Origin of the sequence: Sphingomonas citri (assembly GCF_019429485.1) — a bacterium.
Classification (GTDB): Bacteria; Pseudomonadota; Alphaproteobacteria; order Sphingomonadales; family Sphingomonadaceae; genus Sphingomonas; species Sphingomonas citri.
This window is the reverse complement of the sequence record NZ_JAHXZN010000001.1, coordinates 1,589,105-1,610,095: the sequence shown is the minus strand read 5'-3', so window position 1 is coordinate 1,610,095 and position 20,991 is coordinate 1,589,105. Positions and strand designations below refer to the sequence as shown.

24 protein-coding genes and 1 tRNA gene are annotated in these 20,991 nt (G+C 68.0%); 17 read left to right on the top strand and 8 right to left on the bottom strand.

Annotation, left to right across the window (positions count from 1 at the left end; genetic code table 11):
• Window positions 1-332 precede the first annotated feature (332 nt).
• The 9 genes from KZ820_RS07315 to terL all read left to right on the top strand — a co-directional run bounded on the left by KZ820_RS07315 (window position 333) and on the right by terL (window position 9,449).
• Window positions 333-1,586, top strand: coding sequence for a DUF445 domain-containing protein (locus KZ820_RS07315; protein ID WP_258047773.1), 1,254 nt, complete (start codon window positions 333-335; stop codon window positions 1,584-1,586).
• Between the two features lie 225 nt (window positions 1,587-1,811).
• Window positions 1,812-2,921 (top strand): ABC transporter permease, encoded by a 1,110-nt coding sequence (locus KZ820_RS07310; protein ID WP_219747892.1) that lies wholly within the window; start codon window positions 1,812-1,814, stop codon window positions 2,919-2,921.
• Window positions 2,921-3,850 (top strand): ABC transporter ATP-binding protein, encoded by a 930-nt coding sequence (locus tag KZ820_RS07305; protein ID WP_219747891.1) that lies wholly within the window; start codon window positions 2,921-2,923, stop codon window positions 3,848-3,850. The genes KZ820_RS07310 and KZ820_RS07305 overlap by 1 nt, the downstream gene beginning before the upstream one ends.
• Window positions 3,850-4,812 (top strand): MlaD family protein, encoded by a 963-nt coding sequence (locus KZ820_RS07300; RefSeq protein ID WP_132907167.1) that lies wholly within the window; start codon window positions 3,850-3,852, stop codon window positions 4,810-4,812. The genes KZ820_RS07305 and KZ820_RS07300 overlap by 1 nt, the downstream gene beginning before the upstream one ends.
• Complete coding sequence (locus tag KZ820_RS07295) at window positions 4,809-5,414, top strand: ABC-type transport auxiliary lipoprotein family protein (protein WP_219747890.1); 606 nt, start codon at window positions 4,809-4,811, stop codon at window positions 5,412-5,414. The genes KZ820_RS07300 and KZ820_RS07295 overlap by 4 nt, the downstream gene beginning before the upstream one ends.
• 73 nt (window positions 5,415-5,487) lie before the next feature.
• Window positions 5,488-5,578 (top strand) — tRNA-Ser (locus tag KZ820_RS07290).
• A 587-nt stretch (window positions 5,579-6,165) separates the two neighbouring features.
• Entirely contained in the window at window positions 6,166-7,554 is a 1,389-nt protein-coding gene (locus KZ820_RS07285) for a site-specific DNA-methyltransferase (RefSeq protein WP_219747889.1), read from the top strand.
• 10 nt (window positions 7,555-7,564) lie between these two features.
• A complete protein-coding gene (locus tag KZ820_RS07280; protein ID WP_219747888.1) occupies window positions 7,565-7,987 on the top strand; it encodes a DUF5681 domain-containing protein in 423 nt (140 codons plus the stop codon).
• A complete protein-coding gene (gene terL / locus KZ820_RS07275; protein WP_219747887.1) occupies window positions 7,971-9,449 on the top strand; it encodes a phage terminase large subunit in 1,479 nt (492 codons plus the stop codon). The genes KZ820_RS07280 and terL overlap by 17 nt, the downstream gene beginning before the upstream one ends.
• A 79-nt stretch (window positions 9,450-9,528) precedes the next feature.
• Here the strand turns inward: terL and KZ820_RS07270 are convergent, their stop codons facing one another.
• Both KZ820_RS07270 and KZ820_RS07265 read right to left on the bottom strand, forming a co-directional pair.
• Window positions 9,529-9,855, bottom strand: a complete 327-nt coding sequence (locus tag KZ820_RS07270) for a hypothetical protein (protein ID WP_219747886.1) — start codon at window positions 9,853-9,855, stop codon at window positions 9,529-9,531.
• Window positions 9,852-10,364, bottom strand: coding sequence for a hypothetical protein (locus KZ820_RS07265; protein ID WP_219747885.1), 513 nt, complete (start codon window positions 10,362-10,364; stop codon window positions 9,852-9,854). The genes KZ820_RS07270 and KZ820_RS07265 overlap by 4 nt, the downstream gene beginning before the upstream one ends.
• A gap of 134 nt (window positions 10,365-10,498) precedes the next feature.
• On the opposite strand from KZ820_RS07265, the gene KZ820_RS07260 reads away from it, so the two are divergent.
• The 3 genes from KZ820_RS07260 to KZ820_RS07255 all read left to right on the top strand — a co-directional run bounded on the left by KZ820_RS07260 (window position 10,499) and on the right by KZ820_RS07255 (window position 11,602).
• A complete protein-coding gene (locus KZ820_RS07260) occupies window positions 10,499-10,702 on the top strand; it encodes a helix-turn-helix domain-containing protein (RefSeq protein ID WP_219747884.1) in 204 nt (67 codons plus the stop codon).
• 71 nt (window positions 10,703-10,773) lie between these two features.
• Window positions 10,774-10,899 (top strand): hypothetical protein, encoded by a 126-nt coding sequence (locus tag KZ820_RS21820; RefSeq protein ID WP_258047772.1) that lies wholly within the window; start codon window positions 10,774-10,776, stop codon window positions 10,897-10,899.
• Window positions 10,900-11,062: 163 nt separating this feature from the next.
• Complete coding sequence (locus KZ820_RS07255; RefSeq protein ID WP_219747883.1) at window positions 11,063-11,602, top strand: Ros/MucR family transcriptional regulator; 540 nt, start codon at window positions 11,063-11,065, stop codon at window positions 11,600-11,602.
• Here KZ820_RS07255 and KZ820_RS07250 read toward each other — a convergent pair.
• Genes KZ820_RS07250 through KZ820_RS07240 form a run of 3 tightly spaced genes read right to left on the bottom strand, consistent with a single transcriptional unit; the run spans window position 11,599 to window position 14,188 of the window.
• Complete coding sequence (locus KZ820_RS07250) at window positions 11,599-13,281, bottom strand: recombinase family protein (RefSeq protein ID WP_219747882.1); 1,683 nt, start codon at window positions 13,279-13,281, stop codon at window positions 11,599-11,601. The genes KZ820_RS07255 and KZ820_RS07250 overlap by 4 nt on opposite strands.
• Entirely contained in the window at window positions 13,278-13,685 is a 408-nt protein-coding gene (locus tag KZ820_RS07245) for a DUF2924 domain-containing protein (protein WP_219747881.1), read from the bottom strand. Before KZ820_RS07245 ends, KZ820_RS07250 begins: the two co-directional genes overlap by 4 nt.
• A 2-nt stretch (window positions 13,686-13,687) precedes the next feature.
• Window positions 13,688-14,188: a DUF3489 domain-containing protein gene (locus KZ820_RS07240; RefSeq protein WP_219747880.1), complete on the bottom strand. Its 501-nt coding sequence runs from the start codon at window positions 14,186-14,188 to the stop codon at window positions 13,688-13,690.
• Window positions 14,189-14,794: 606 nt separating this feature from the next.
• Between KZ820_RS07240 and KZ820_RS07235 the strand changes: the two genes are divergently transcribed.
• A complete protein-coding gene (locus tag KZ820_RS07235) occupies window positions 14,795-15,880 on the top strand; it encodes a ComEC/Rec2 family competence protein (RefSeq protein ID WP_219747879.1) in 1,086 nt (361 codons plus the stop codon).
• A 102-nt stretch (window positions 15,881-15,982) separates the two neighbouring features.
• A complete protein-coding gene (locus KZ820_RS21815; protein WP_258047771.1) occupies window positions 15,983-16,108 on the top strand; it encodes a hypothetical protein in 126 nt (41 codons plus the stop codon).
• A 62-nt stretch (window positions 16,109-16,170) separates the two neighbouring features.
• Here the strand turns inward: KZ820_RS21815 and KZ820_RS07230 are convergent, their stop codons facing one another.
• From KZ820_RS07230 to KZ820_RS07220, 3 genes are read right to left on the bottom strand one after another with little or no spacing between them, the layout of a single operon-like run.
• The gene (locus KZ820_RS07230) at window positions 16,171-16,650 is read right to left on the bottom strand and encodes a hypothetical protein (RefSeq protein WP_219747878.1); all 480 of its coding nucleotides are present in this window, start codon (window positions 16,648-16,650) and stop codon (window positions 16,171-16,173) included.
• A 6-nt stretch (window positions 16,651-16,656) separates the two neighbouring features.
• On the bottom strand, window positions 16,657-17,118 hold the full coding sequence (locus KZ820_RS07225) for a helix-turn-helix domain-containing protein (protein WP_219747877.1): 462 nt from the start codon (window positions 17,116-17,118) through the stop codon (window positions 16,657-16,659).
• Window positions 17,111-17,515, bottom strand: coding sequence for a hypothetical protein (locus KZ820_RS07220; RefSeq protein ID WP_219747876.1), 405 nt, complete (start codon window positions 17,513-17,515; stop codon window positions 17,111-17,113). The genes KZ820_RS07225 and KZ820_RS07220 overlap by 8 nt, the downstream gene beginning before the upstream one ends.
• Before the next feature lie 243 nt (window positions 17,516-17,758).
• Between KZ820_RS07220 and KZ820_RS07215 the strand changes: the two genes are divergently transcribed.
• From KZ820_RS07215 to KZ820_RS07205, 3 genes are read left to right on the top strand one after another with little or no spacing between them, the layout of a single operon-like run.
• A complete protein-coding gene (locus KZ820_RS07215; RefSeq protein ID WP_219747875.1) occupies window positions 17,759-19,333 on the top strand; it encodes an adenylate/guanylate cyclase domain-containing protein in 1,575 nt (524 codons plus the stop codon).
• Window positions 19,330-20,058: an E2 domain-containing protein gene (locus KZ820_RS07210; protein WP_219747874.1), complete on the top strand. Its 729-nt coding sequence runs from the start codon at window positions 19,330-19,332 to the stop codon at window positions 20,056-20,058. Before KZ820_RS07215 ends, KZ820_RS07210 begins: the two co-directional genes overlap by 4 nt.
• Window positions 20,055-20,990 carry a cyclic nucleotide-binding domain-containing protein gene (locus KZ820_RS07205; protein ID WP_219747873.1) on the top strand — a complete coding sequence of 312 codons (936 nt, stop codon included), beginning with the start codon at window positions 20,055-20,057 and terminating at the stop codon, window positions 20,988-20,990. Before KZ820_RS07210 ends, KZ820_RS07205 begins: the two co-directional genes overlap by 4 nt.
• The last annotated feature ends 1 nt before the right edge of the window (window position 20,991 follow it).

Sequence of the window (20,991 nt, the reverse complement as noted above, 5' to 3'; positions counted from 1 at the left end):
GTTGGTGAGACCCACGACGGCCTTCCCATCTGGGCCCCGGCCTTCGCCGGGGAACGAGAGGCACGGAGTGAGCGGGGTGTCGGATCGGGCGACCGGTGCGAAGGTGGGTGAGCCGATCTCCCCTCCACGTCCCACCCCGGCGCACGCCGGGTCCAGTTGGGTGACCTCCGTGGCGCTCACGACGGCCTTCCCGCCTGGACCCCGGCGTGCGCCGGGTGGGAGTGACGTGAGGCGAGAAAGCTCCGCCGGGGCGTCATCGCGAGGAAGGCGTCGGCGTGCCCCTCATCACGAACGACCTTGAACATTCGCGCTATTCACGGATTGTCCCGGTGATGCCAGCGCTCGCCCGATCCACCGCGCCGCCGCCCGCTCTGGTGCGGATGCGGCTGGTCGCGACCGGGCTGCTCGTCCTGATGGCGGGCGTGTTCCTCGCCTCGCGCGCGCTCGAGCCGCAGCACGCCGCCTGGGGCTTCGTCCGCGCCTTCGCCGAGGCGGCGATGGTCGGCGGGCTCGCCGACTGGTTCGCGGTGACCGCGCTGTTCCGACACCCGCTCGCACTGCCGATCCCGCACACCGCGATCATCCCGCGCAACAAGGACCGGATCGGCGACCAGCTCGCCCAGTTCCTGCGCGAATATTTCCTCGTGCCCGCGGTGGTGGCGCGGCGGATGGGGCGGGTCGACGTCGCCGGGGCCGCGGGGCGCTGGCTCGCCGACCCTCCCGCCGCGGGCAGCCGGCTGACGCGCGGCGTGTCGCGTCTGTCGGTCGAGGTCCTCCAATCGCTCGACCAGGAGCGGCTCGGCGGGATGGTCCGCGCGATGTTGGTAGCACGCGTGCGCGAGGCGCGGCTCGCGCCGATGCTAGGCCGCGCGCTCGCCGCCGCGCTGGCGGAGGGGCGTCACCTGGCGGTGATCGACAACCTGATCCTCTGGGCGCGCGACGCGCTCGCCAGCAACGAGCACCTCGTCCGCGCGATGGTGCACGACCGTGCCGGCTCGATCCTGCGCTGGACCGGGCTGGACGAGACGCTCGCGAACAAGATCATCGACGGGCTCGACAAGATGGTCGCGGAGATGGCGGAGAACCGCGAGCACCCGCTGCGGCTCAAGGCCGAGGAGGGGCTGGCGCAGCTCGCCGAGCGGCTCCAGCACGATCCGGCGATGCACGCGCGGGTCGAGACGCTCAAGCTCGAGCTGCTCGAGAACCCCGCGATGCAGGACTGGATCAACGGCCTGTGGGAGCAGGCGCGCGCGGCCATGCTGCGCGCCGCGCGCGACCCTGAAGCGATCCTCTGCGGCGGGCTGGGCGACGCGCTGCGCCAGCTCGGCGCGACGCTGCGTGACGAGCCGCGACTGGGGCGAACGATCAACCGCTTCGTGCGCCGCGCCGCGGTCGGGGCGGCGGCGGACTATGGCGACTCGATCGTTCGGCTGGTGTCGGAGACGGTGCGCGGCTGGGACTCGCGCACGATCACCGCGCGGCTGGAGCATGCGGTGGGCAAGGACCTGCAGTTCATCCGCGTGAACGGTACGCTGGTGGGCGGTCTGGTGGGCGTGCTGATCCACGCGGTCGACGTGATGTTGTGAGGCGGAAGGAGGGGCGCCTCCTTCTCTCTTCCACCCCGGCGGACGCCGGGATCGAGGTGGGAAGGCTGTTGTGGGACTCGGTAGCGTCCCCCACCTGGGCCTCGGGGTCCGCCGGGGCGGTGGCTGCGGGGACGCACCTTCACCTTCGCCGAGAGATACGCCCGCGGAACGAACTGCGCGCCGGAACGCTTGTGGCGGCATGAGCTTTGCCGCATGGGATAACAGATGACCGCGGCAGCTGATTTCAGCGAGGAGAGAGACGGCCAGGCGCCGGTGTTGCGCTTCACCGGCGACCTCTCGCTGGCGCGGCTCGGTAACCTGCCCGATCGGCTCGGCAAGGTGCAGGGCGAGGTCGCCACCGTCGACCTCTCCGACGTCGACCGGATCGACACGATCGGCGCCTGGGTGATCCACCGCTTCGCGCGCCAGCATGACGCCGAGATCAGGGGGCTGGACGAGGACGCGCGCCACCTGTTCGAGCAGGTCGAGGCCGCCGACCAGCCGGTGCAGATGCGGCCGCAATCGGGCTCGTCGTTCCGCCGCGTGCTCGGCGAGATCGGTGAGGCAACCAGCAACGCCGCGCGCACCTCGCTCGGGCTGCTCGGCTTCATGGGGGCGACGATTGCGGCGTTCGGCGGCGTGATCCGCCATCCCAGCCGCTTCCGCTTCAACGCAACGGTTCAGCGCTTCGAGGTGGTGGGTGTGTCGGCGCTCGGCATCGTCGGGCTGATGAGTTTCCTGATCGGCATCGTCATCGCGCAGCAGGGCGCGGTGCAGCTGCGCCAGTTCGGTGCCGAGGCCTTCACGATCAACCTCGTCGGCCGCATCACGCTGCGCGAGCTCGGCGTGCTGATGACTGCGATCATGGTCGCGGGCCGCTCGGGCTCGGCCTTCGCGGCGCAGCTTGGCACGATGCAGCTGACCGAGGAGATCGACGCGATGCGCACGATCGGCGTCTCGCCGATGGAGGCGCTGGTGCTGCCGCGCACGCTCGCCGCGATCGTGCTGATGCCGCTGCTCGGCTTCTATTCCTCGGTGATCGCGATCATCGGCGGCGGCCTGCTGTGCTGGTTCGCGCTCGATATACCGCCGGTGGCGTATGTGGCGCGGATCCGCGAGGTGGTGCCGATCACCGACCTCTTCGTCGGCCTGATCAAGGCGCCGGTGTTCGGTGCGATCATCGCCATCGCGGGCTGTTTCCAGGGGATGCAGGTGAAAGGCGACGCCGAACAGGTCGGCCTCAAGACCACCTCGGCGGTGGTGCAGGCCATCTTCATGGTGATCGTGGTGGACGCCTTCTTCGCCGTCTTCTTCGAACAGATTGGCTGGATCTGATGGCGCGGCGTGACACCCGCCGGCGCGACGAGCCGATCATCCGCGTCAAGGGGCTGCGCAACAGCTTCGGTGACGCGGTGATCCACGACAACCTCGACCTCGAGGTCCGCCGCGGCGAGATCCTCGGCGTGGTCGGTGGATCGGGAACGGGCAAGTCGGTGCTGATGCGCTCGATCATCGGGCTGCAATCGCCCGATCACGGCGAGGTCGAGGTGTTCGGCGAGCCGACGCTCGGCCGTTCCGAGCATGAGACGGTGGAGATCCGCAAGCGCTGGGGCGTGCTGTTCCAGGGCGGCGCGCTCTTCTCGACGCTGACGGTCGCCGAGAACGTGCAGGTGCCGCTGCGCGAATTCTATCCCGAACTCGACCTCGCGCTGCTCGACGAGATCGCCTCGTACAAGGTAGTGATGACGGGCCTGCCTGCCGACGCTGGCCCGAAATATCCGGCCGAGCTGTCGGGCGGAATGAAGAAGCGCGCCGGCCTCGCGCGCGCGCTCGCGCTCGATCCCGAGCTGCTGTTCCTCGACGAGCCCACCGCCGGGCTCGACCCGATCGGCGCCGCCGGCTTCGACGAGCTGACGCGTGCGTTGCAGAAGACGCTGGGGCTCACCGTCTTCCTGATCACGCACGACCTCGATACCTTGTACGCGATCTGCGACCGGGTGGCGGTGCTCGCCGACAAGAAGGTGATCGCGGTGGGCACGATCGACGAGCTGCTCGCGCTCGATCACCCCTGGATCCAGGAATATTTCAACGGGCCGCGCGGGCGCGCCGCGGTCGCCTCCCAGAGCGCGGCGGCGGAGCGGGTCGACGCCGCCGACGTCGACGCGCGCGCGCACCCGACCGACGTGAGCGAGCGAGTCACCGGGCAGCACAGCCAGGGCGGCCTCGCCGACAACAGGGCCCGCGGGGCCGCAGGGGCAGAGTGATGGAAACGCGATCGAACCACGTCCTCGTCGGCGCCGTCGTGCTGATCCTGCTGGCGATGGTCGCCATCTTCACGGTGTGGATCGCGCGCATCGGCGGCACCGAGGAGCGCGAATATGACATCTTCTTCCGCCAGGCGGTCGACGGCCTCGCCAAGGGCTCGTCGGTCACCTTCTCGGGCGTGCCCTCGGGTCAGGTGAAGTCGATCTCGCTGTGGCAGCCCGATCCGCAGTTCGTCCGCGTGCGCATCAGCGTCAACGGCGACACGCCGATCCTGCGCGGCACCACCGCGACGATCCAGGGCAGCTTCACCGGCACCAGCACGGTCAGCCTCGACGGCGCGATCAAGGGTGCGCCGCCGATCGCCTGCCCGGAGAATGACGCCGGCAACGTCTGCCCGCTGGGCAAGCCGGTGATCCCGACCAAGACCGGCGGCATCGGCGCGATCCTCAACTCCGCCCCGCAGCTGCTGGAGCGACTGTCGACGCTGACCGAACGGCTCACCGGCATGCTGAGCGACCGCAACCAGGCCTCGATCGCGGGCATCCTCGACAACACCAACCGGCTGACAGACGCGCTCGCCGACCGCGGCCCCGAGATCGCCGCCACGCTGGCGCAGACCCGCGTCGCGATCGCGCAGGCGGGCAACGCGGCGCAGCAGATCGGCGAGCTCGCGCAGACCACCAACGGCGTGCTCGCCAACGACGTGCAGCCCGCTATGGCGAACCTGAACAAGGCGATCACCTCGGCGCAGGCGAGCGCGGACACGCTCAACTCCGCCATCGGCGACGCGCGACCGGGGCTGACCACCTTCAGCAAGCAGACGATCCCGCAGATCAACCAGCTGGTGCGCGACCTGCGCGTCACCACCGCGTCGCTGTCGGCGATCTCCGAACGAGTCGAGCAGGGCGGCGCCGGCTCCCTGATCGGGCAACAGAAGCTGCCGGACTACAAGGGGAAATGATCGTGCGATCGGTGGCCAAGACTCTCCTCGTGGCGGCGGTGCCGGTGCTGCTGGCGGGCTGCGTGCGGTTCGGCGCCGAGCCGCCGCCCTCGCTGCTGACGATCGCGGCGCAGTCGCAGCCCCAGCCCGGGGCGGCGCAGAACTCGGCCAATGCGCGCTCGATCGTGGTGCAGGTGCCCGCGGTGCCGACCGCGATCGCGACCACGCGCGTGCCGGTGCAGGAGACCGACACGACCATCGCCTATGTCAAGGACGCGCAATGGGCCGAGCCGCCTGCGCGCCTCTTCGCGCGGCTGCTCGCCGATACGGTGACCGCGCGCGCCAACATGGTGGTGCTGTCGCCGGCGCAGTCGTTCAGCGATCCCAGCGCCAATCTGGCGGGCGAGCTGCGCTGGTTCGGGCTCGACGCGACGCAGCGCCAGGCGCTGGTGGTGTATGACGCCGCGCTGACTCCGGCGGGTGCGACCAACGTGGAGAAGCGGCGCTTCGAGGCGCGCGTGCCGGTGGCGGCGATCGACGCGCCCTCGGCCGGCGCCGCGCTGAGCCAGGCGGCCAACCAGGTGGCGCAGCAGGTCGCCGACTGGGTCGCGGGGCAGCGCTGACACGCTCGCCCGTGCGCGAGGCGGCTTGCGCGCGGGCGCGCGAGCCTCTAGGCGGGCGGGCTTCCGGGTATGCGGAGCGGTGGCCGAGTGGTCGAAGGCGCTCGCCTGGAAAGTGAGTATACGCCAAAAGCGTATCGAGGGTTCGAATCCCTCCCGCTCCGCCACCCAGTCTCCTCCCTGTAGAGGAGCGCCGGGTCCTCCACGATCGGCACTGCGAAAACCGCGCGTTTCTGCGCCATTCAGGCGCATGATCCTCCGGATGCCCGTACCGCAGAGACGGTAGCGGAGCGCTCCGAGCGCCATCAATCTCGCGCGTTTCTCCGGTCACATGAGCCGCAGTACGGTTGCGCGTCACGCCTGTGCCGGCGGAAGCGCCTGGCGCCAAATACAGGGCGAAACAGGGTCAACCGGGCCCATCGGACGTGCCGGCGATCCGAGGAAGCGCTGCCTCCCCATCGTGAGAAGCGGCTTGGCGCTGGTGACGCCGTTCACCGGAACAGGGCGGCGCAAACGCCTTTTCAGCAAAGTATCTGTCAGAACGCCATTGAAACCACAAAGTCCCTGCCTAGCTTTGTGGCATCTGAGGTAACGATGGTGAGCCTATGCGGTGAGGGGTGCGGGGCCTGGATCGGGTCCATGTCCATAAACGTCTGTCACATGCGATCAATTTGCAGTGAGGGGCACCCACTTACCGCCACCGACGTAAGATAAGACAGGTCTACTACTTTCTACGTCAACCGGGAATATCACCATGACTTCGCATTCGCCTGAGGCGAAGGCGGCGCAGCACGACGTGCTGGCCGGCCTTTCGCGCCAAATTCGCTTAGTTTCACCGTCATCGCTGAGCGCCGTCGGCCGCAAGGCACGTACGCACTCGCGCGACCAGATCAGCAAGATTGCCAAAAGCATCACCGCCTTCGGCTTCTCGGTGCCGGTGCTCGTCGACGAGAACGACAAGATCATCGCCGGCAACGCACGGGTCGAGGCTGCCATCCAGCTTGGCCTTGCCGAGGTGCCCGTCATTACGCTCTCGCACCTCGATGCGGCACAGAAGCGAGCCTTTGTGCTGGCGGAAAACAAGCTTGCGACGCTCAGCGGCTTCGACCGTGATGTACTCAAGCTCGAGTTCAGCGAGCTTCTGGAGCTCGACCTCGACTTCAGCCTGGAGCTGACCGGCTTCGTTGAGCCGGAGATCGACGCCATCGTTTTCTCGTCTGCCGTCAGCGATAAGCCAGTTCCCGTCGTTGCGGGGGCGCCGACCAGCCGTCGCGGTGACCTGTGGTTGCTAGGTCAGCATCGTTTGCTGTGCGATGATGCAACCAATGCTGAAGCAGTATCAAGGCTGATGGACGGTAAGAAAGCTAGGACAGCTTTCGAGGATGCGCCATACAACGTTAAAATCGGCGGTCATGTCAGTGGTTCGGGGAAGCACGGCGAGTTCGTCATGGCCTCAGGTGAAATGTCGGATGACGAGTTCACCGAATTCCTGACGCGAACCATGCTGAGAACGGCTGAAAGCCTAATGTGCGGCGGGCTTGTATACTTTTGCATGGACTTTCGCCACATGCGTCACGTCCTTGGTGCTGCGGAAAAAAGCAAGCTTAAATTGCTCAATCTCATTGTTTGGGATAAGCAATCGGGAGGTCTCGGGAGCTTCTACCGCTCACGGCACGAGCTCATCTTCCTGCTCGCCAAAACAGGTAGTGCGCACCTGAACCAGGTTCAACTGGGTAAGCACGGGCGCGACCGACATAACGTCTGGTGTTATCCGGGCATGCACGGCGCAGGCGAAGATCGCGTACGCGCTCGCGAGCTGCACCCAACGGTAAAGCCCCTGGCGCTGGTGCGCGATGCCATCCTCGACTCGACCAGGCGAGGGGAGATCGTGCTCGACCTCTTCTCCGGTAGCGGGACGACCATCGTCGCTGCCCACGACAGCGGTCGGATCGGCTACGCGACCGAGCTTGACCCCGTGTACGCCGACACGGGCATCATGCGGTGGCAGGACTTCGCGGGTGAGGAGGCGCGGCTTGAAGCCACGGGGCAGACCTTCCGCGAGGTCCGCGCCGAGCGCAACGGTGTGCCGTCGGCTGCACCTGCTCTTCCGGTCGCGCGTGCTCGCACGCGTCGCGCGGCGTGAGGAGGGTGGCATGTCAGAGCTACAGCATGGCGGGCACAGCCTAGAGCCCACACCTCATCAGCCGATGCGTGGCGATCCGCCGCGCGAACACCGCTTCAGGCCCGGTGAGTCGGGCAATCCGGCCGGACGCCCGAGAGGCTCCAAGAACTTCTCGACGCTGGTGCGGCGCGAGCTCGACCGGAAGATCAAGGGCACGATCGAAGGCCGCGCGGTGACGATGACCAAGCGTGAGGCCATGGCGGCTCGCCTGGTGAACGAGGCCGTCAAAGGAGACCTGAAATTCATCGAGGCGACGCTGCGTTACAGCGGCGAGCGGGACAGCGTGCCCGAGGTGCTCCCGCCGATGGATGCGGAGCACAGCCGTGACCGCGAGATCCTGGCGGCCTTTACCCAGCGCATGGCCGAAGGAGGCGGGTATGCAGGCACCGCCTGACATCGCGAGCGCGGTCACCGCGCTGTGTCGGACCGACCTTCAAGTGTTCATCGAGCGTGTGTTCGCCACGCTCGACCCGGCCGCGACTCTGGAGCGCAGCGACTATTTGACCATCCTCAGCGACTATCTCGAGCGCGTCGAGCGCGGCGAGTGTCGCCGCCTGCTAATCACCATTCCGCCGCGGCACCTCAAGTCCATCGCCACCACCATCGCGCTGCCGGCGTGGATGCTGGGGCGTAACCCGTCGCGCCGGATCATGGCGGTGAGCTACGCCGAGGACCTCACCCGCGAGCACTCGCGCAACTTTCAGAAGATCGTGCGGTCGGGCTGGTATGCCCACGTCTTCCCCGAGACGGCGCGCAGCATCGAGCGCAACACGGTTGCCGAGGTGCGCACACGCCAGAATGGCTTCAGGCGCGGGGCCTCGCGGGGCGGCTCGCTGACCGGCTTCGGCGCGGACACCATCATCGTCGACGACCTGATGAAGGCCGACGACGCGCGCTCGCCGCTGCTGCGCGAGAAGGTGCACACCTTCTACGGCAACACGCTGGTGAACCGCCTCAACGACAAGTCCGTGGGCACCATCATCGCGGTGCAGCAGCGCCTCCACGAGGACGACCTTGCTGCGCGCATGATCGACATGGGCTTCGAGCATCTGAACCTGCCCGCCATCGCGGAGACGTCGCAGGTGTTCGCGCTGTCGAACGGGCAGGTGATCACGCGCGAGCCCGGCGACCTGCTCAAGCCGCGCACGGAGCCTCGGCCAATCTTGGACGAGTTCCGGCTCGCGATGGGCGGGCCGGACTTCGAGGCGCAGTACCAGCAGAACCCGACGCCGCCGGAGAGCGCGCTACTCGAGTGGAACCGCATCGCGACCTACCGAGACGCGCCGCCGCGCGAGCGGCTGCTCCACGTCGTGCAGAGCTGGGATACAGCGCTTCACGACGGACCGCGCTCGGATTGGTCGGTGGGCACGACCTGGGGCTTTCACAACGACAGCTGGTTGCTCCTCGAGGTGGTTCGAGAGCGCCTCAGCTACCCGGACCTGCTCGCCCGCGTGCGCCACCAGCGCGAGCGGTGGAGGACGGACACGATCATCATCGAGCACGCTGGCACCGGGATCGCCCTCCAGCACGAGCTGGTGCGCGACTGGCGTTGTCTGGGCGCGCCGGAGCATCACGCCGCCACGTGTGAGGTCCACGGCTACACGCCCAAGATCGGCAAGCAGGAGCGGCTCACCACGAGCTCGGAACGGCTTTATTCAGGCCAGGTGCGTTTCCCGGAGGCAGCGCCGTGGCTGGAGGTGCTTCGGCGGGAGATGATGGGCTTCCCCAATCTGGTTCACGACGATCAGGTCGATAGCGTCACACAGTTCGTCCACTGGGTCGCCGGGCGCCGCGGCCGCAGCGCTGCCAACAACGAACGCAATCGCCGCCCCACGGGTGGGCCGCGGAGGCGCTGAGGCCAGGCTGACGATCGAAGAGGTGAGGCGAGTAGCGCGGCCGGGCCGCCCTATAAGCCTCACCCCCTTCGAGGCTCTGTCACGAGGTTGTGAGGCTGCCCGGCGGCGTTGCGCTAGAGGCCTCGTTAGCACACCGCATCACCGCCTGGTACTGGAGGATGTGGGTACCGAGCTTGTTGTCGGCCCGCCTGGTCGTGAGCGAAGCGAACTCAAGATCGTGCGGGCAGCGCATGCGCTCGGTGAGGCGGCGGCGCACCTCGTCCTCGCTGTCGGTCTTCATGAACCCGGTCATCGACACGCCCTGCTTGTCGCCGATCATGGTGGGGACCGGAAAGTCCCACGGTGTTGCGGCACAGCCGCTCAGGAGCGCGCCAAGCGCGAGCGCGGCAGCTCGATGCAGCCTCATGCCGTCACCTCCGTGTCGCTGCGGCGTAGATGGCGTACGAACGCCGTCACACCGATGATGAGCGCCAGGAGCACGGCGCTGCCAACCAGCCCCAGGCCGATGCAGAGCGGCACGAGCAGCAGGACCGCCACGACGGTGGCGAACTGCTTGCGCAGCTGACCGGGCTTGTACGACTGGATGGCGGCCACCTGCCGGCGCAGCACCGGGTACTGGCGCTGGTGTACTACGCCCTTGCGGGTCGTCCCGTCGCGCAGCACGAGCTCAAACACGACCTTGGGCCCCTTGCCGAGCAACACGCCCGCGGCCGCGCCGACAGGGCCCAGCAGGAGGAAGCCGCCGGCTGCGCGCTTGCCCGCGCCGCCCTCGGCCGTCACCTCGAGCGGCCGGACCTCGACCGGCACGAACTGGATCGCCTTCCACTCGTACAGAGCGGTCACGTCGCGGCGGGTGACCCGCGCCTTGGTGAACTCGGCGCCGACGTCGTCGATAAACAGGATGAACTGGGTCATGACACTCCCTGCTGCCGCCGACCTTTGTGTCGACGATCAGTGACCGACGTCATGCTCGACGTGGCGGTCAAATCAACTCGAATGTCTCTCATCGTCTGTAGATCGTTCGTCGACATCGCGCTCTTCAGCACGTCGTGGACGTTCGCCAGCGCCTCTCCGCCAATCTGCGCCGCCTGCGGCTCGAACAGGGCTGGAGTCAGGAGGATTATGCCGACCGTGCGGGTGTCCACCGCACCTATGTGAGCGATATCGAGCGCGGCTCGCGCAATCCGACGATCACGGTGGTCGAGAAGCTCGCTGCGCCCTTCGCGCTCACGGCGAGCGATCTGCTCGCCTGATCGCCGCGGCCGAAAGCTGCGGCTCGACTTCCGCGTGCACCCACGGCTCTGTCGCCAGGCAGGAGGCGTGCGTGAACGACGATCTGATCCGCAGCTATATGACGGCGGCCGGCATGCTGATGGAGGACGTGTCGGCCAAGGTCGTCTCGACTCACTGGCGCCGGAGCGCGTCGGCGAGCTGGGTCGCCTCGTTATAGAACTCACGACCATCGCCCATGTTGTCGACGCGATCAGGCGAAGTGTAGGTTAACACTTGCACCTGATTGATACGCCGCTGTGCCGGTCTTGCAAAGTTGTCCGTCGACGGATCAGCGGAGCGCGTGCTACGACGAAGGATTGATGATGAGTTGGGGCGGTGAGATGAGCGGCGAAGAACAGAATGACACCCTCGGCCTAGCCACCGCGGTGACGATGGCATGGCTCGCCAACCCGCACACGCGCGCGAGCGCCAGCGACGTGCCGGCTATTCTACAGTCGATGCATGAGGCAGTCCTGTCGCTGACGGCGCCGACATCTGAGCAGGACCCGCCCGCGGCGGCGGAGCACACGCCCGCGGTGTCGGTGCGCAAGTCGCTCGCCAACCGCGACCGCATCATCAGCATGATCGATGGCAAACCCTACGCGAGTCTCAAGCGGCATCTCGCCAGTCACGGGCTCACGCCCGCGGAGTATCGCGCGCGCTTCGGCCTCAAGCCCGACTACCCGATGGTGGCGCCGGGCTACAGCGAGGGTCGCCGCGCACTCGCCAAGCAGCTCGGCCTCGGTCGTAAGGCGGTGGCCGCTGTCGAGGAGGCCGGCGCTGCCATCGAGCAGGCAGCGGAGGAGGTCGTCGGCAAGGCGGCGAAGCGCGGCAAGGCCGCGGTGGCGTCGGCGCGCAAGACGCTCGGCATCCGCTCCTAGGCTCGCCGCAGGCCGGCGCCTGCGGGCGTCGGCAGCAGCCGCGCCTCCTGCGTTCGCCAGCTCGCATCCACGCCGCCGGTCGCGGTCAGCGTCGCCGCGCTGACGCCAGCACGTAGCCGCCCGGCGAGGATCGCCTGGGTGATGCTCGGCGCCAGGAAGGCGAGCCGCAGCACCCTCGTGACATAGGAGGCGGTCAGGCCTTCACGCGTGGCCAGCCGCGTGATGTCGATCTCGCCGCCGCGCAGCTCCTTCCACCAGCCGCGCGCGAGTAGCAGCTGGCGTGTCAGCGATGCGTCGACCTGCGCGGCGCTGGCGCTGCCGTCGCGCTGCACCAGCCGCATCGCGGTGCCCGAGCGGGTGAGGCGTACCTCGGCGGTCAGAGTGAGCAGGGCAGGAGCATCCTCATGCTGCGCACAGGCGAGTAGCGTGGCGACCGCGTCCGCGTGACAGTCGACGTGCACGCGCGCATCCGCGATGCGAACCTGCGCGATCAGCGCCGCGACGCTGCTCGGGCACAGCCGGCGCAGCCTGGCGGCGATGTCACCGCAGCGCTCGTGCAGGCTCGCGAAGCAGTCGGCTGGTACATCGAGCCAGGCTGCCGCGGTGAGCGCGAGTGGATCGTCGAACTGTGACGCTAGCCGATCAGCGACGACGCGCTCGATCTCGCGCGCGGGGACGCGAAGGCCGGTGCTGCTGGCGCCAGTGTGGAGCGCTCGGCTGACGTAATAGCGGTAGCGTGCCTTTCCCTTGGTCGCGTGCGACGCCACCAGCGGCTCGCCACCGTCGTCCACGATCTTGCCGGCGAGCAGGCTGGGGTTGCTGGCGCGCGGCGCGGTGCGGGAGCCCTGCACGTGCTCGGAGAGCATGGCCTGCACGCGCTGGAAGGTGTCAGAGGGAATAATCGCAGGGTGGGTGCCTGGATAGCTCTTGTCGCCGTGCGCGATGCGACCGTCGTAGGTGACCCGTCGCAGCATCAGGTACAGCACGCCGCGCGAGAACCAGCCGCCACCAAGCGGCTTACCGCCGGCGGTCGCGCGCTCGGGCACGCGAACGCCGTGCTGCTTCAGCTCGGCCTCGAGCAGCCGCACGGTGCCGAGTGCAAGATAGCGCGCGAAGATGTGGCGCACGAGCGCGGCATGTTCTTCGACCACAGCGAGGCTGCGGCCGTCGGGGCGGTAGCCGAGCGGGGGCGTGCCGCCCATCCACATGCCGCGCGCCTTGCTGGCCGCGATCTTATCGCGGATGCGCTCGGCGGTGACCTCGCGCTCGAACTGGGCGAACGACAGCAGCATGTTGAGCGTGAGCCGGCCCATGCTCGTGGTCGTGTTGAACGACTGCGTCACCGACACGAAGCTGGTGTCAGCCTTGTCGAACGCCTCCACGAGCTTGGCGAAGTCCAGCAGCGAGCGGGTGAGCCGGTCGACCTTGTAGACCACGATGATGTCAATGCGACCCGCTGCCACGTCGGCGAGCAGCCGCTGCAGCGCAGGGCGCTCGAGCGTGCCGCCGGAGAGCCCGCCGTCATCGTAGCGGGTCGCCACCTCGCACCAGCCGTGCGAGGCCTGTGAGAGGATATAGGCGGAGCACGCCTCATGCTGCGCATCGAGGCTGTTGAAGCTCTGCTCGAGCCCCTCGTCACTCGACTTGCGGGTGTAGATGGCACAGCGCAGCGTCGTCATGCCGCCACCTTCTTCTTGAGCCCGAAGAACGCCGGTCCCGACCAGCGCGTGCCCGTGATCGCGCGCGCGACCTCGCTGAGTGAACGCCACTCGCGATTGTCCCAGCGCACCACCTGATCCTCGCCGACGGTGACGACGTGGAGGCGGCCCTGCCACTCGCGAGCCAGCCGCATGCCCGCAGACGGCCGGGCCGTTTTGGTGTTCCCGCGGCTGCGCTGATCGAGCTCGCGTGTGGTCTCGCGCGAGAGGCCGCCATGTGCTCGCGCCTGCAGCTCCCAGGCGAGCGCCAGGCGCAGCAGCTTGGGGCTGACCTGCGGCACCACGCTGCCGGTCACCTCGGTCCAGCGCTGGCGCAGTTCGCTGGAGGACAGTGCCTCCAGCGCCGCGATCTGATCGTCCGTCACCGTTAGGCGCTCCGCACGATGCGGTAGCAGGTAAGCTCGTCGCGGCGGGTGCGCTCGATGACGTGCCCCTTCTTGCGCAAGCCCGTCAGCGCGGCACGGGTGGTGTGCGGCAGCCAGCCCGTCGCTGCGATGAGGTCCGGCAAGGTCGCGCCCTCGTCGCGCTCGAGCAGCGCCACCACCGTCGACACCTTGGTGGTGCGCGGCGCAGCGGCATCGGCGTCACTGGTAGGTTCGCTAGCCACGGAAGATCCGCCGGCGTTGATGGCGGCCAGCCCTGCCGGCGTGATGAAGACGCCGAGGCGGCGGTCGTCATCCTGTCGCGCGATCTCGGCCGCGACGCGCGTCTCCTGCTCGGCCACGAAACCCTGGCGCAGCAGCGACGCGATCGCTTTGATTGTGCGTGCCGTGCCGGCGAGCGCCTCCGGGAGGGGGAACAGGCTGCCGCTGTCACGCTGTGCGGCGTGGGCGAGCAGGAGTGTGTGGCTGTCGGTAAGCTTGGGCATGGTGGGTCCTCGTTCTCGAGGAGAGCGGCGCCAGTGCCGCTCCCACCACCCGCAGCCCCGTCGATCGTGTCGGCGGGGCAGCGACCCGGCCGCACCAGTGCCTAAGTCGAGCTGTGCTGTCGCTCTGGGTGGGCCCGAAGTCCAGCGGCTTGGACGTAGTGGGTGGATAGCTGCCTGTCCGCTTTCGGGCGGACGGCCGAGAAAACCGGCCGCTCGTTCAGGCGCCGGGGAAGGGGCTCGATCGCCGGTCGAGGGTGGATAGCTGCCCGTCCGCTATCGGGCGGTTGGCCGCGAAAACCGGCCGTCCGTTCAGGAGACGGGGGAGGGGGCTCGCGCGCCTGCCACTTGGTTTTGCGCCATCACCGCTAATCGCTCTGCTCCCGCTCTTCGGGGCAGTAGCCAACGCGTTCCAGGCCATGCGGGCGCCCAGCCTGGACAGGTAGGTTCCGCTGCGGGTCCAACGACTGGTGCGTCCCGATCTGTTACATTGCGGTATCTGCCTATTTCATGGATCGCTCCCGTATTGGAAGTGACAATGCGACGGCTGTCGATCTTTTCCATGCGAAGACATACGGTAGTTCAAAATCACGTGCGACGGAGAAACCCTTGGCGACGACGTTCGGACTGAAGATGCTGCCGGCGCTGGACGGCGACTGCATGATACTGACCTGGGGTGACGGTGGCGCGCTTCACCACATGATCGTCGATGGAGGCAGGAAGAGCGCCTACCTCCACCTTTTCGATGAACTGTCGACGATTAAGAATGCTGGAGAGAGGGTCGATCTCTACGTGCTCTCGCACGTGGACGCCGACCACATCGAAGGAGCGCTCGCCTACCTCGACGACGTGAACCGCCCGCTGCTGCCTGAACAGGTCTGGTATAACGGATTCGAGGAAATGGGCCGCGCGGGCCCGCGCACCGGCGTGCGCAGCATGCGCCAAGGCGACGACTGGTCGAAGGCGATCTCCCGACTGCGGCTACCCCTCAATTCGCCGTTCAAGGAAGGCGTAGCGTCGATCGAGAAAGCGCCCTCGGTTCTGGAGGTCAAAGGCCTGAAGATCACCATGCTGTCGCCTGCCGCAAGCCATCTCGCGGCCATGCGCGTGAAATGGGACGCCTACCGGGAGACCACGGCCAGTGCGAGAGCTGGCACCCGCGGCCCAGGAAAAATCGCGCGCAAGCCCGTGGCGACACCTATCTCGATCGAGGACTACATTGCCGATGGGGAGAGCGATTCAGAGCTTCCCAACGGGACGAGCATCGCCCTCGTCGCCGAGTGGCAGGGACGGCGCGTGCTGCTCGCCGGCGACGCCCATCCCGACCTGCTGGCGTCGTCGCTCGCTCCCCTAGCGGAAAAGGAGGGGGGGCGCTTCCGACTGGACCTGCTCAAGGCCTCACACCACGGCAGCAAGAAGAACACGTCGCGGCAGCTGATAGAGGCGATCAGCTGCAGGCAGCTCGCGATCTCGACTAATGGGTCTCTGCACCAGCATCCCGATCCGGAGGCGATCGCGCGCTTTCTTCACTTCGGGGTCGAAGGACCGAAGGACATTTGGTTCAACTATGCATCGGAATGGGCGCTCCCTTGGGACGATCCGGCGACCAAGGAGAAGTATGGCTATCGCGCCCACTTCCCGACTGGGCTGCAGGGCTTGATTGAGATCGACGTTATGATGGACCGGGAATCCTAGCGAGGCGCCTGTTCCTAAATTGAGGCGTCACATTGGTCCGGAGGGTCGGCCCGCGAAGTTCGAAATGGCGATCTGCGACGCTTGCCGAAAGAGATATGGGGGATGATGGACTACACCTGGACGAGCGTCGACGAGATCAAGTTCAAACTCGAACTGGTCCTGTCGGAAAGGCATCTTGGCGAGGTTCGGCGGGATGAGATCCCCTGCAGCGCCATAGCCCGATCGTAGCTGTTGTTCGCGATGGAGGCAGCGACGAATGCCGGATGCTCGCCGCGCCTTCTGACCGCGCATCAGTCCGCGACAGTCTCGCGGTCGCTTGCGTAGCGGATGCTTCTCGGCTGGAAGGTCATGATGGGGAGAGTGGGGACCTGCGCGCCGGCCTGGCCCACGAGGGAGGCGACGAGCGCTCGAAAGTAGGGGTACGCCGCGAGCTTGCCGACGCGGTCCATGAAGAGCTCTGCCATCGCCTGATCGCAGCCGCCCTCGACCCGGTAGCTGACGAAGTACTTGGCGGCCACGTTGATCACCCGCTTCCGCTTGCGTCGCGACACCGCTTCGAAGCGGACGAAGCCGTAGACAACGCCTTCGTCCTCCAGCGTCACCTCGACGTCGTGGGTCCGCAGCGAGTGGCTAAGCGGCGCGTCGTCGGGATCAAGCACCTGGGGGCTCATGTCGAAGCGCGACTCAGTCATCCAGATGCCCCGCAGGGTCGCGTGGCCGATAAGGGCGTTGTAGACCTTGGTGTCGACGGTCGCGGCGTTTCCGGCCATGGGCGCTCAGGCCCTCCGTCCTAGAAGCTGGTTCTCGGCCGCCATCCACTCGCGCGATCGCGACGGGCGCCAGTCGGCGGTCACGTCCCCTTCCGTCACCACCTTGGCGCGCACGACGTCGAACGGCCCCACTTCGTCGGCTAGCATCGTCCAACCGGCGACGTTCTCGAGGCAGCCGTCCCGGCCGGCCGTCACCCGCTCCAAGTCCCGAACGGACAGGATGACCGGAGTCTCGCCTAGCTGCCGGAAGATGCGGGCCACCGTGCGTATTGTGAGGTTCGAGGCCTCGTCCCCGAACATGTGGCTCACCCGCGCCTCGCTCACGCCCAGCCGCTTCGCGAGGTCACGGTATTTCAGCTGCTTCTTGTTCAGGAGGCGCTGCAGCATCACCTGTGTGGCGAGCAGGAACGACTCCTCGAACAGCTTGTCGACCTCGTCGAGCCGATCCCTCTGATCCGTCTCAGCCATCGCCTTCTTCCTTTGCTGTCAGCAGCGCCAGCGCAAGCTGCCGCTCCCCACCACCTTCAAGCCTGCGCCGACGGCGGGCCGGCGGAGCCGAGACCGTCGGATCGACGGCGATCTTAGTCACGAAGAACACGCGATCGGTCGCGTGTCCTCGCAGCACGGTTCCTCTCGCCTCGAAGGCGCCCTCGCGCGCGGCGCCCCTTGGCCGACCCGACGCCGTCAGCCAACGGAACGCGCCGCGGGGAAGATCCCGTTCGCCATGGTCGCAGAAGTGCTCCATCACGGCGGTAAGACGCAGACGGGCGGCCGCGCAGATCCCCGTGCCGAAACGCTCCCACTCCGCGTCCCGCATCGCCACGGCCCAGCGCCGCCCAGTCACGCGGGCGGCCGCAATCTGCATCTCGCTCCTGATGCCTCGAAGCGCCATCGCCCGAACCTCTCGCGCTTAACGTAGGCGTTAAGTCGTAAACGGTCCATCGGTTTCGGCTTATCCACAGGAAAGAAGGGCGACAGCCTTGAAGCTGTCGTTCTGCTTAACATATACGTTAAAACGGGAGCGACAGGCGGCGGGGCGCGAATTTTGAGAAAGGGATGACGAATGACGTGGAGCAGGTCGCGCGCCGAGGCGCGCATTCGAGGGTTCATGGCGTCGGCGCCGGTCGTGAAGGTCGAGCGCTACGCGGACGAGTACCTGCCGAGGCTCGCGCGGATGCGCGAGGCCGCGCGTGCGGCGGGCCGGGCGCCGCTGGCCGACCGCCCGCTGTTCGACCTGCCGAACGGAGCGGCGGTGCTCGTAGACACCGTCCAAGTCTATGTGCAGCTGCTCAACTACGACGACGTCAGGCTCGAGCACGGCGTCGAGACGCCGACGAGCCACGCACGCGGGCTGGCGCTGCTTTCGACCCTCTACTCGGCCGCCGACCGGGTGGTCGAGGGCGCCGGCGCCCAGCGCGTCGACTATCACGGAGCTCGCCTGCACGCGGTGGTGATCGAGCCGCGCGGCGAGGCGTCGACGGCCGAGCGCGTGGCGGCGGCGCTCGACCTAGCCGAGGAGATGACCGCACTGGCGCGCCTGGGCGGAGACCGCTTCCTCTCGGAGCTCGGCGTGCAGCTGCGCTTCCGCGTCGGGATCGATCTCGGGCCCTGCGTCGCGATCAACAGCGGCAGGAGCGACGAGCGCGAGCCGATGTTCGTGGGGCCTTCGGCGAATCACGCGGCTAAGCTCGCCATGGGTGACGAGGAGGGTGTGTTCCTCTCCGACCGTGTGCGCGCGGCGTTGACGTTCCGACGCGCGACGACGCTGTTCGAGGAGCGCGCGATGCCAGCCTCCCTGTTCGAGCTGGAGGCTTTGCGGGCGAGATCGGCAACCCGCGACCGCGGCGCCGTCGTCACGGCGCGCCTCGACGAGTGGACCGGGGAGGTGCGCGAGGGACGCGCTAGGCCTCCCGCGCCCTCGGACTTCCGGTTTCATCAGCACACCCCGCCGTTGCGCACCATCGACTACGCGGCGCTCTCGCCCAGTCGGTCGGTCAGGATGCCGCTGGCGGCGATCTTCGCCGACCTCGACGGCTACACGGCATACATCGACCGCTGCATGGCCGAAGGCGGCCTCAGCGACGCGGTGCGGCTTCTGCACGTGCTGCGCTCCGAGCTCAACGCCGTCGTGCAAAGCGACTTCGACGGCCGCAAGGTTCGCTTCATCGGTGACTGCATCCTCGCGATCATGGCCGAGGGCTCGTCGCAGGAGGTGGACCTGCGCTCGACGGTGGACCAGGCGGCGCTGTGCGCCGGCGCGCTCCGCTCATCTTTCGATCTCTGCGGTGAACTGATGCCCGAGACGCGCAAGCTGGGCCTCGCGATCGGACTCGAGACCGGACCCACGCCGGTGTCGCGGGTGGGCATACGCGGCGACCGGGCGGTGCGGGTGGCGTCGAGCCTCGCCATTCGCGAGTCGGAGTCCTGCCAGCGCGAATGCAAGGGGCATCAGACCCGCATCGGCCCAAGCGCCTACGCCGCGGCCTCGGTCGGCGTGAAGGCGCTGTTCGGGCCTGGTCGCACGGCCGGCAACCTCGACTATGACGACGTGGCTACGCAGATCGGTTCTGGGCGGGTCTCCGCGACGGTCGCAAGCTTGCCGACCCGCAGCCCCGCGATCCTCTCCTCGGCTGCCGCAGCCGCGGCGGCCGCGCCGCCGGCCCGCGCCTACCTCGACCGGTGACGCTCGGGGACGCCCTCTCCGCGTCCGCCCCGCCGTGGGCGGCGCCGCTCGGCGCCGGCCGCTGCGAGTGGATCGTCGCGCCGCCGCTGCCGAGCGGCGCCGTCGTTCCGGCTACCCTGGTCAGGATGTGGACGGAGGACGGGTTCGTGCGCGTTGGCGAGCGCAGCCCGGGCACGCGGCTGCCGAGGCGCTGCCCGGAGCTGCACGTCAACGGCGACTCCTCGTTCTGCCTCGGCAGGCGGGGCTACCGCGTCGAGGATGCGGGCGAGCTCGCCGTATTCTGGCAGGATCTCGGCGAGTGGCTCGTGAATGAGCAGCGCGCGGAGCGGCGCGGCCGTTGGCCCGCGGGCCGGTGGCTGTCACACGGGCCCACCGCGGCCGATCGGCAGGCCGATGCCGAGGCCGGCGCCGCAGCCATCGGCATGACCGACGAGTACGCCCGGTGCATCGAGGTCGACGACGGCTGGTTTGCCGAGCGCCTGAAGGAGGGAGGACGACGCGTGCGGCGGGGCGCGGCGTGTCCACGCGGCTGCCTCGATGCGTCGGGGTCGCCGGTACGCTTCGACGCTTGCCGCCATCGCGCCTCGGTCGAGCGCGTGCTTGCCGCCGAGCGGGCGCGGCGGCAGGCCGAGGCGGACTACTTCGCGGCCGCGAGGCGCGGCGGTTATAGGTGCTGCGGCCGCATGCCCGGGTGCCCGCTGATCGACAGGAGGATGGTGGCGTGACGGGACAGATCGACCGCTTCAAGGATCGGGACGATCAGATCGAGGCGATGCTGAGCCAGAAGACGGTCCGAGGAAACCGGAGCGTTGCCGAAGCGCTCGTCGACGCCGGCGAGCTCGTCGCGTTTGCGCCGGGCGAGGATCTCATGCACCAGGGGGCGAATGACGACCACTGCTGGTTCATACTGGCGGGATCCGTCGACTTGATCGTCAACGGCGAGAGGCTGCCTTACGGACGAGGCGCCGGCGATGTGGTCGGAGAGTTCGCCGCCATCAACCCGCGGCTTTGCCGCACGGCCACGGTGACGGCGCGCGAGCCCGTGGTGGCGCTGCGCTGCGGATCGGCGGCGCTGAAGGGCGCGGGACGGGGCGAACCCGAGCTGTGGCGTCTGCTCGCGGTCGAGCTCACCCACAAGATCGAACAGCGCAACCAGCTCATCGCCTCCGTCAACGAGCGGCCGCGCATCTTCATGATCGCATCGGAGAGCCGCAGGGAGATCGCCCAGCAGATCAGGCTCGCGCTTCTGAGGAACCACGACGTCGAGCTGTGGAACGTCGACGACCTCGTTCCCCCCGGAGAGCATCAGGTCGACGTCCTGCACGAGCAGGCGAGGGCGGCCGACTTCGGCGTGGTGCTGGCCGACCCCGACGACCTGTGCGATCCGCCAGAGCGGGCGAGCGGCGATCAGTGGCAGACCGTGCGCTTCGAGCTAGGCTACGTCATGTCGGAGCTGTCGCGCCACCGCACGCTCGTGATGGTGCCCGAGTGGGCGGCGGGCGCGGCCCCGCGGCTGTTCAAGGGCATGCAGCCGATGACCTACTCCCTGCCGGACGAGGGCGTGCCGACGCGCGTCGCGCTTGCGCGTGCCATCGAGGCCATCACGGAGTTCGTCGCCGAACGGAAGGCGAGGTCGAGGCTGCGGTCTACTTCTTGAG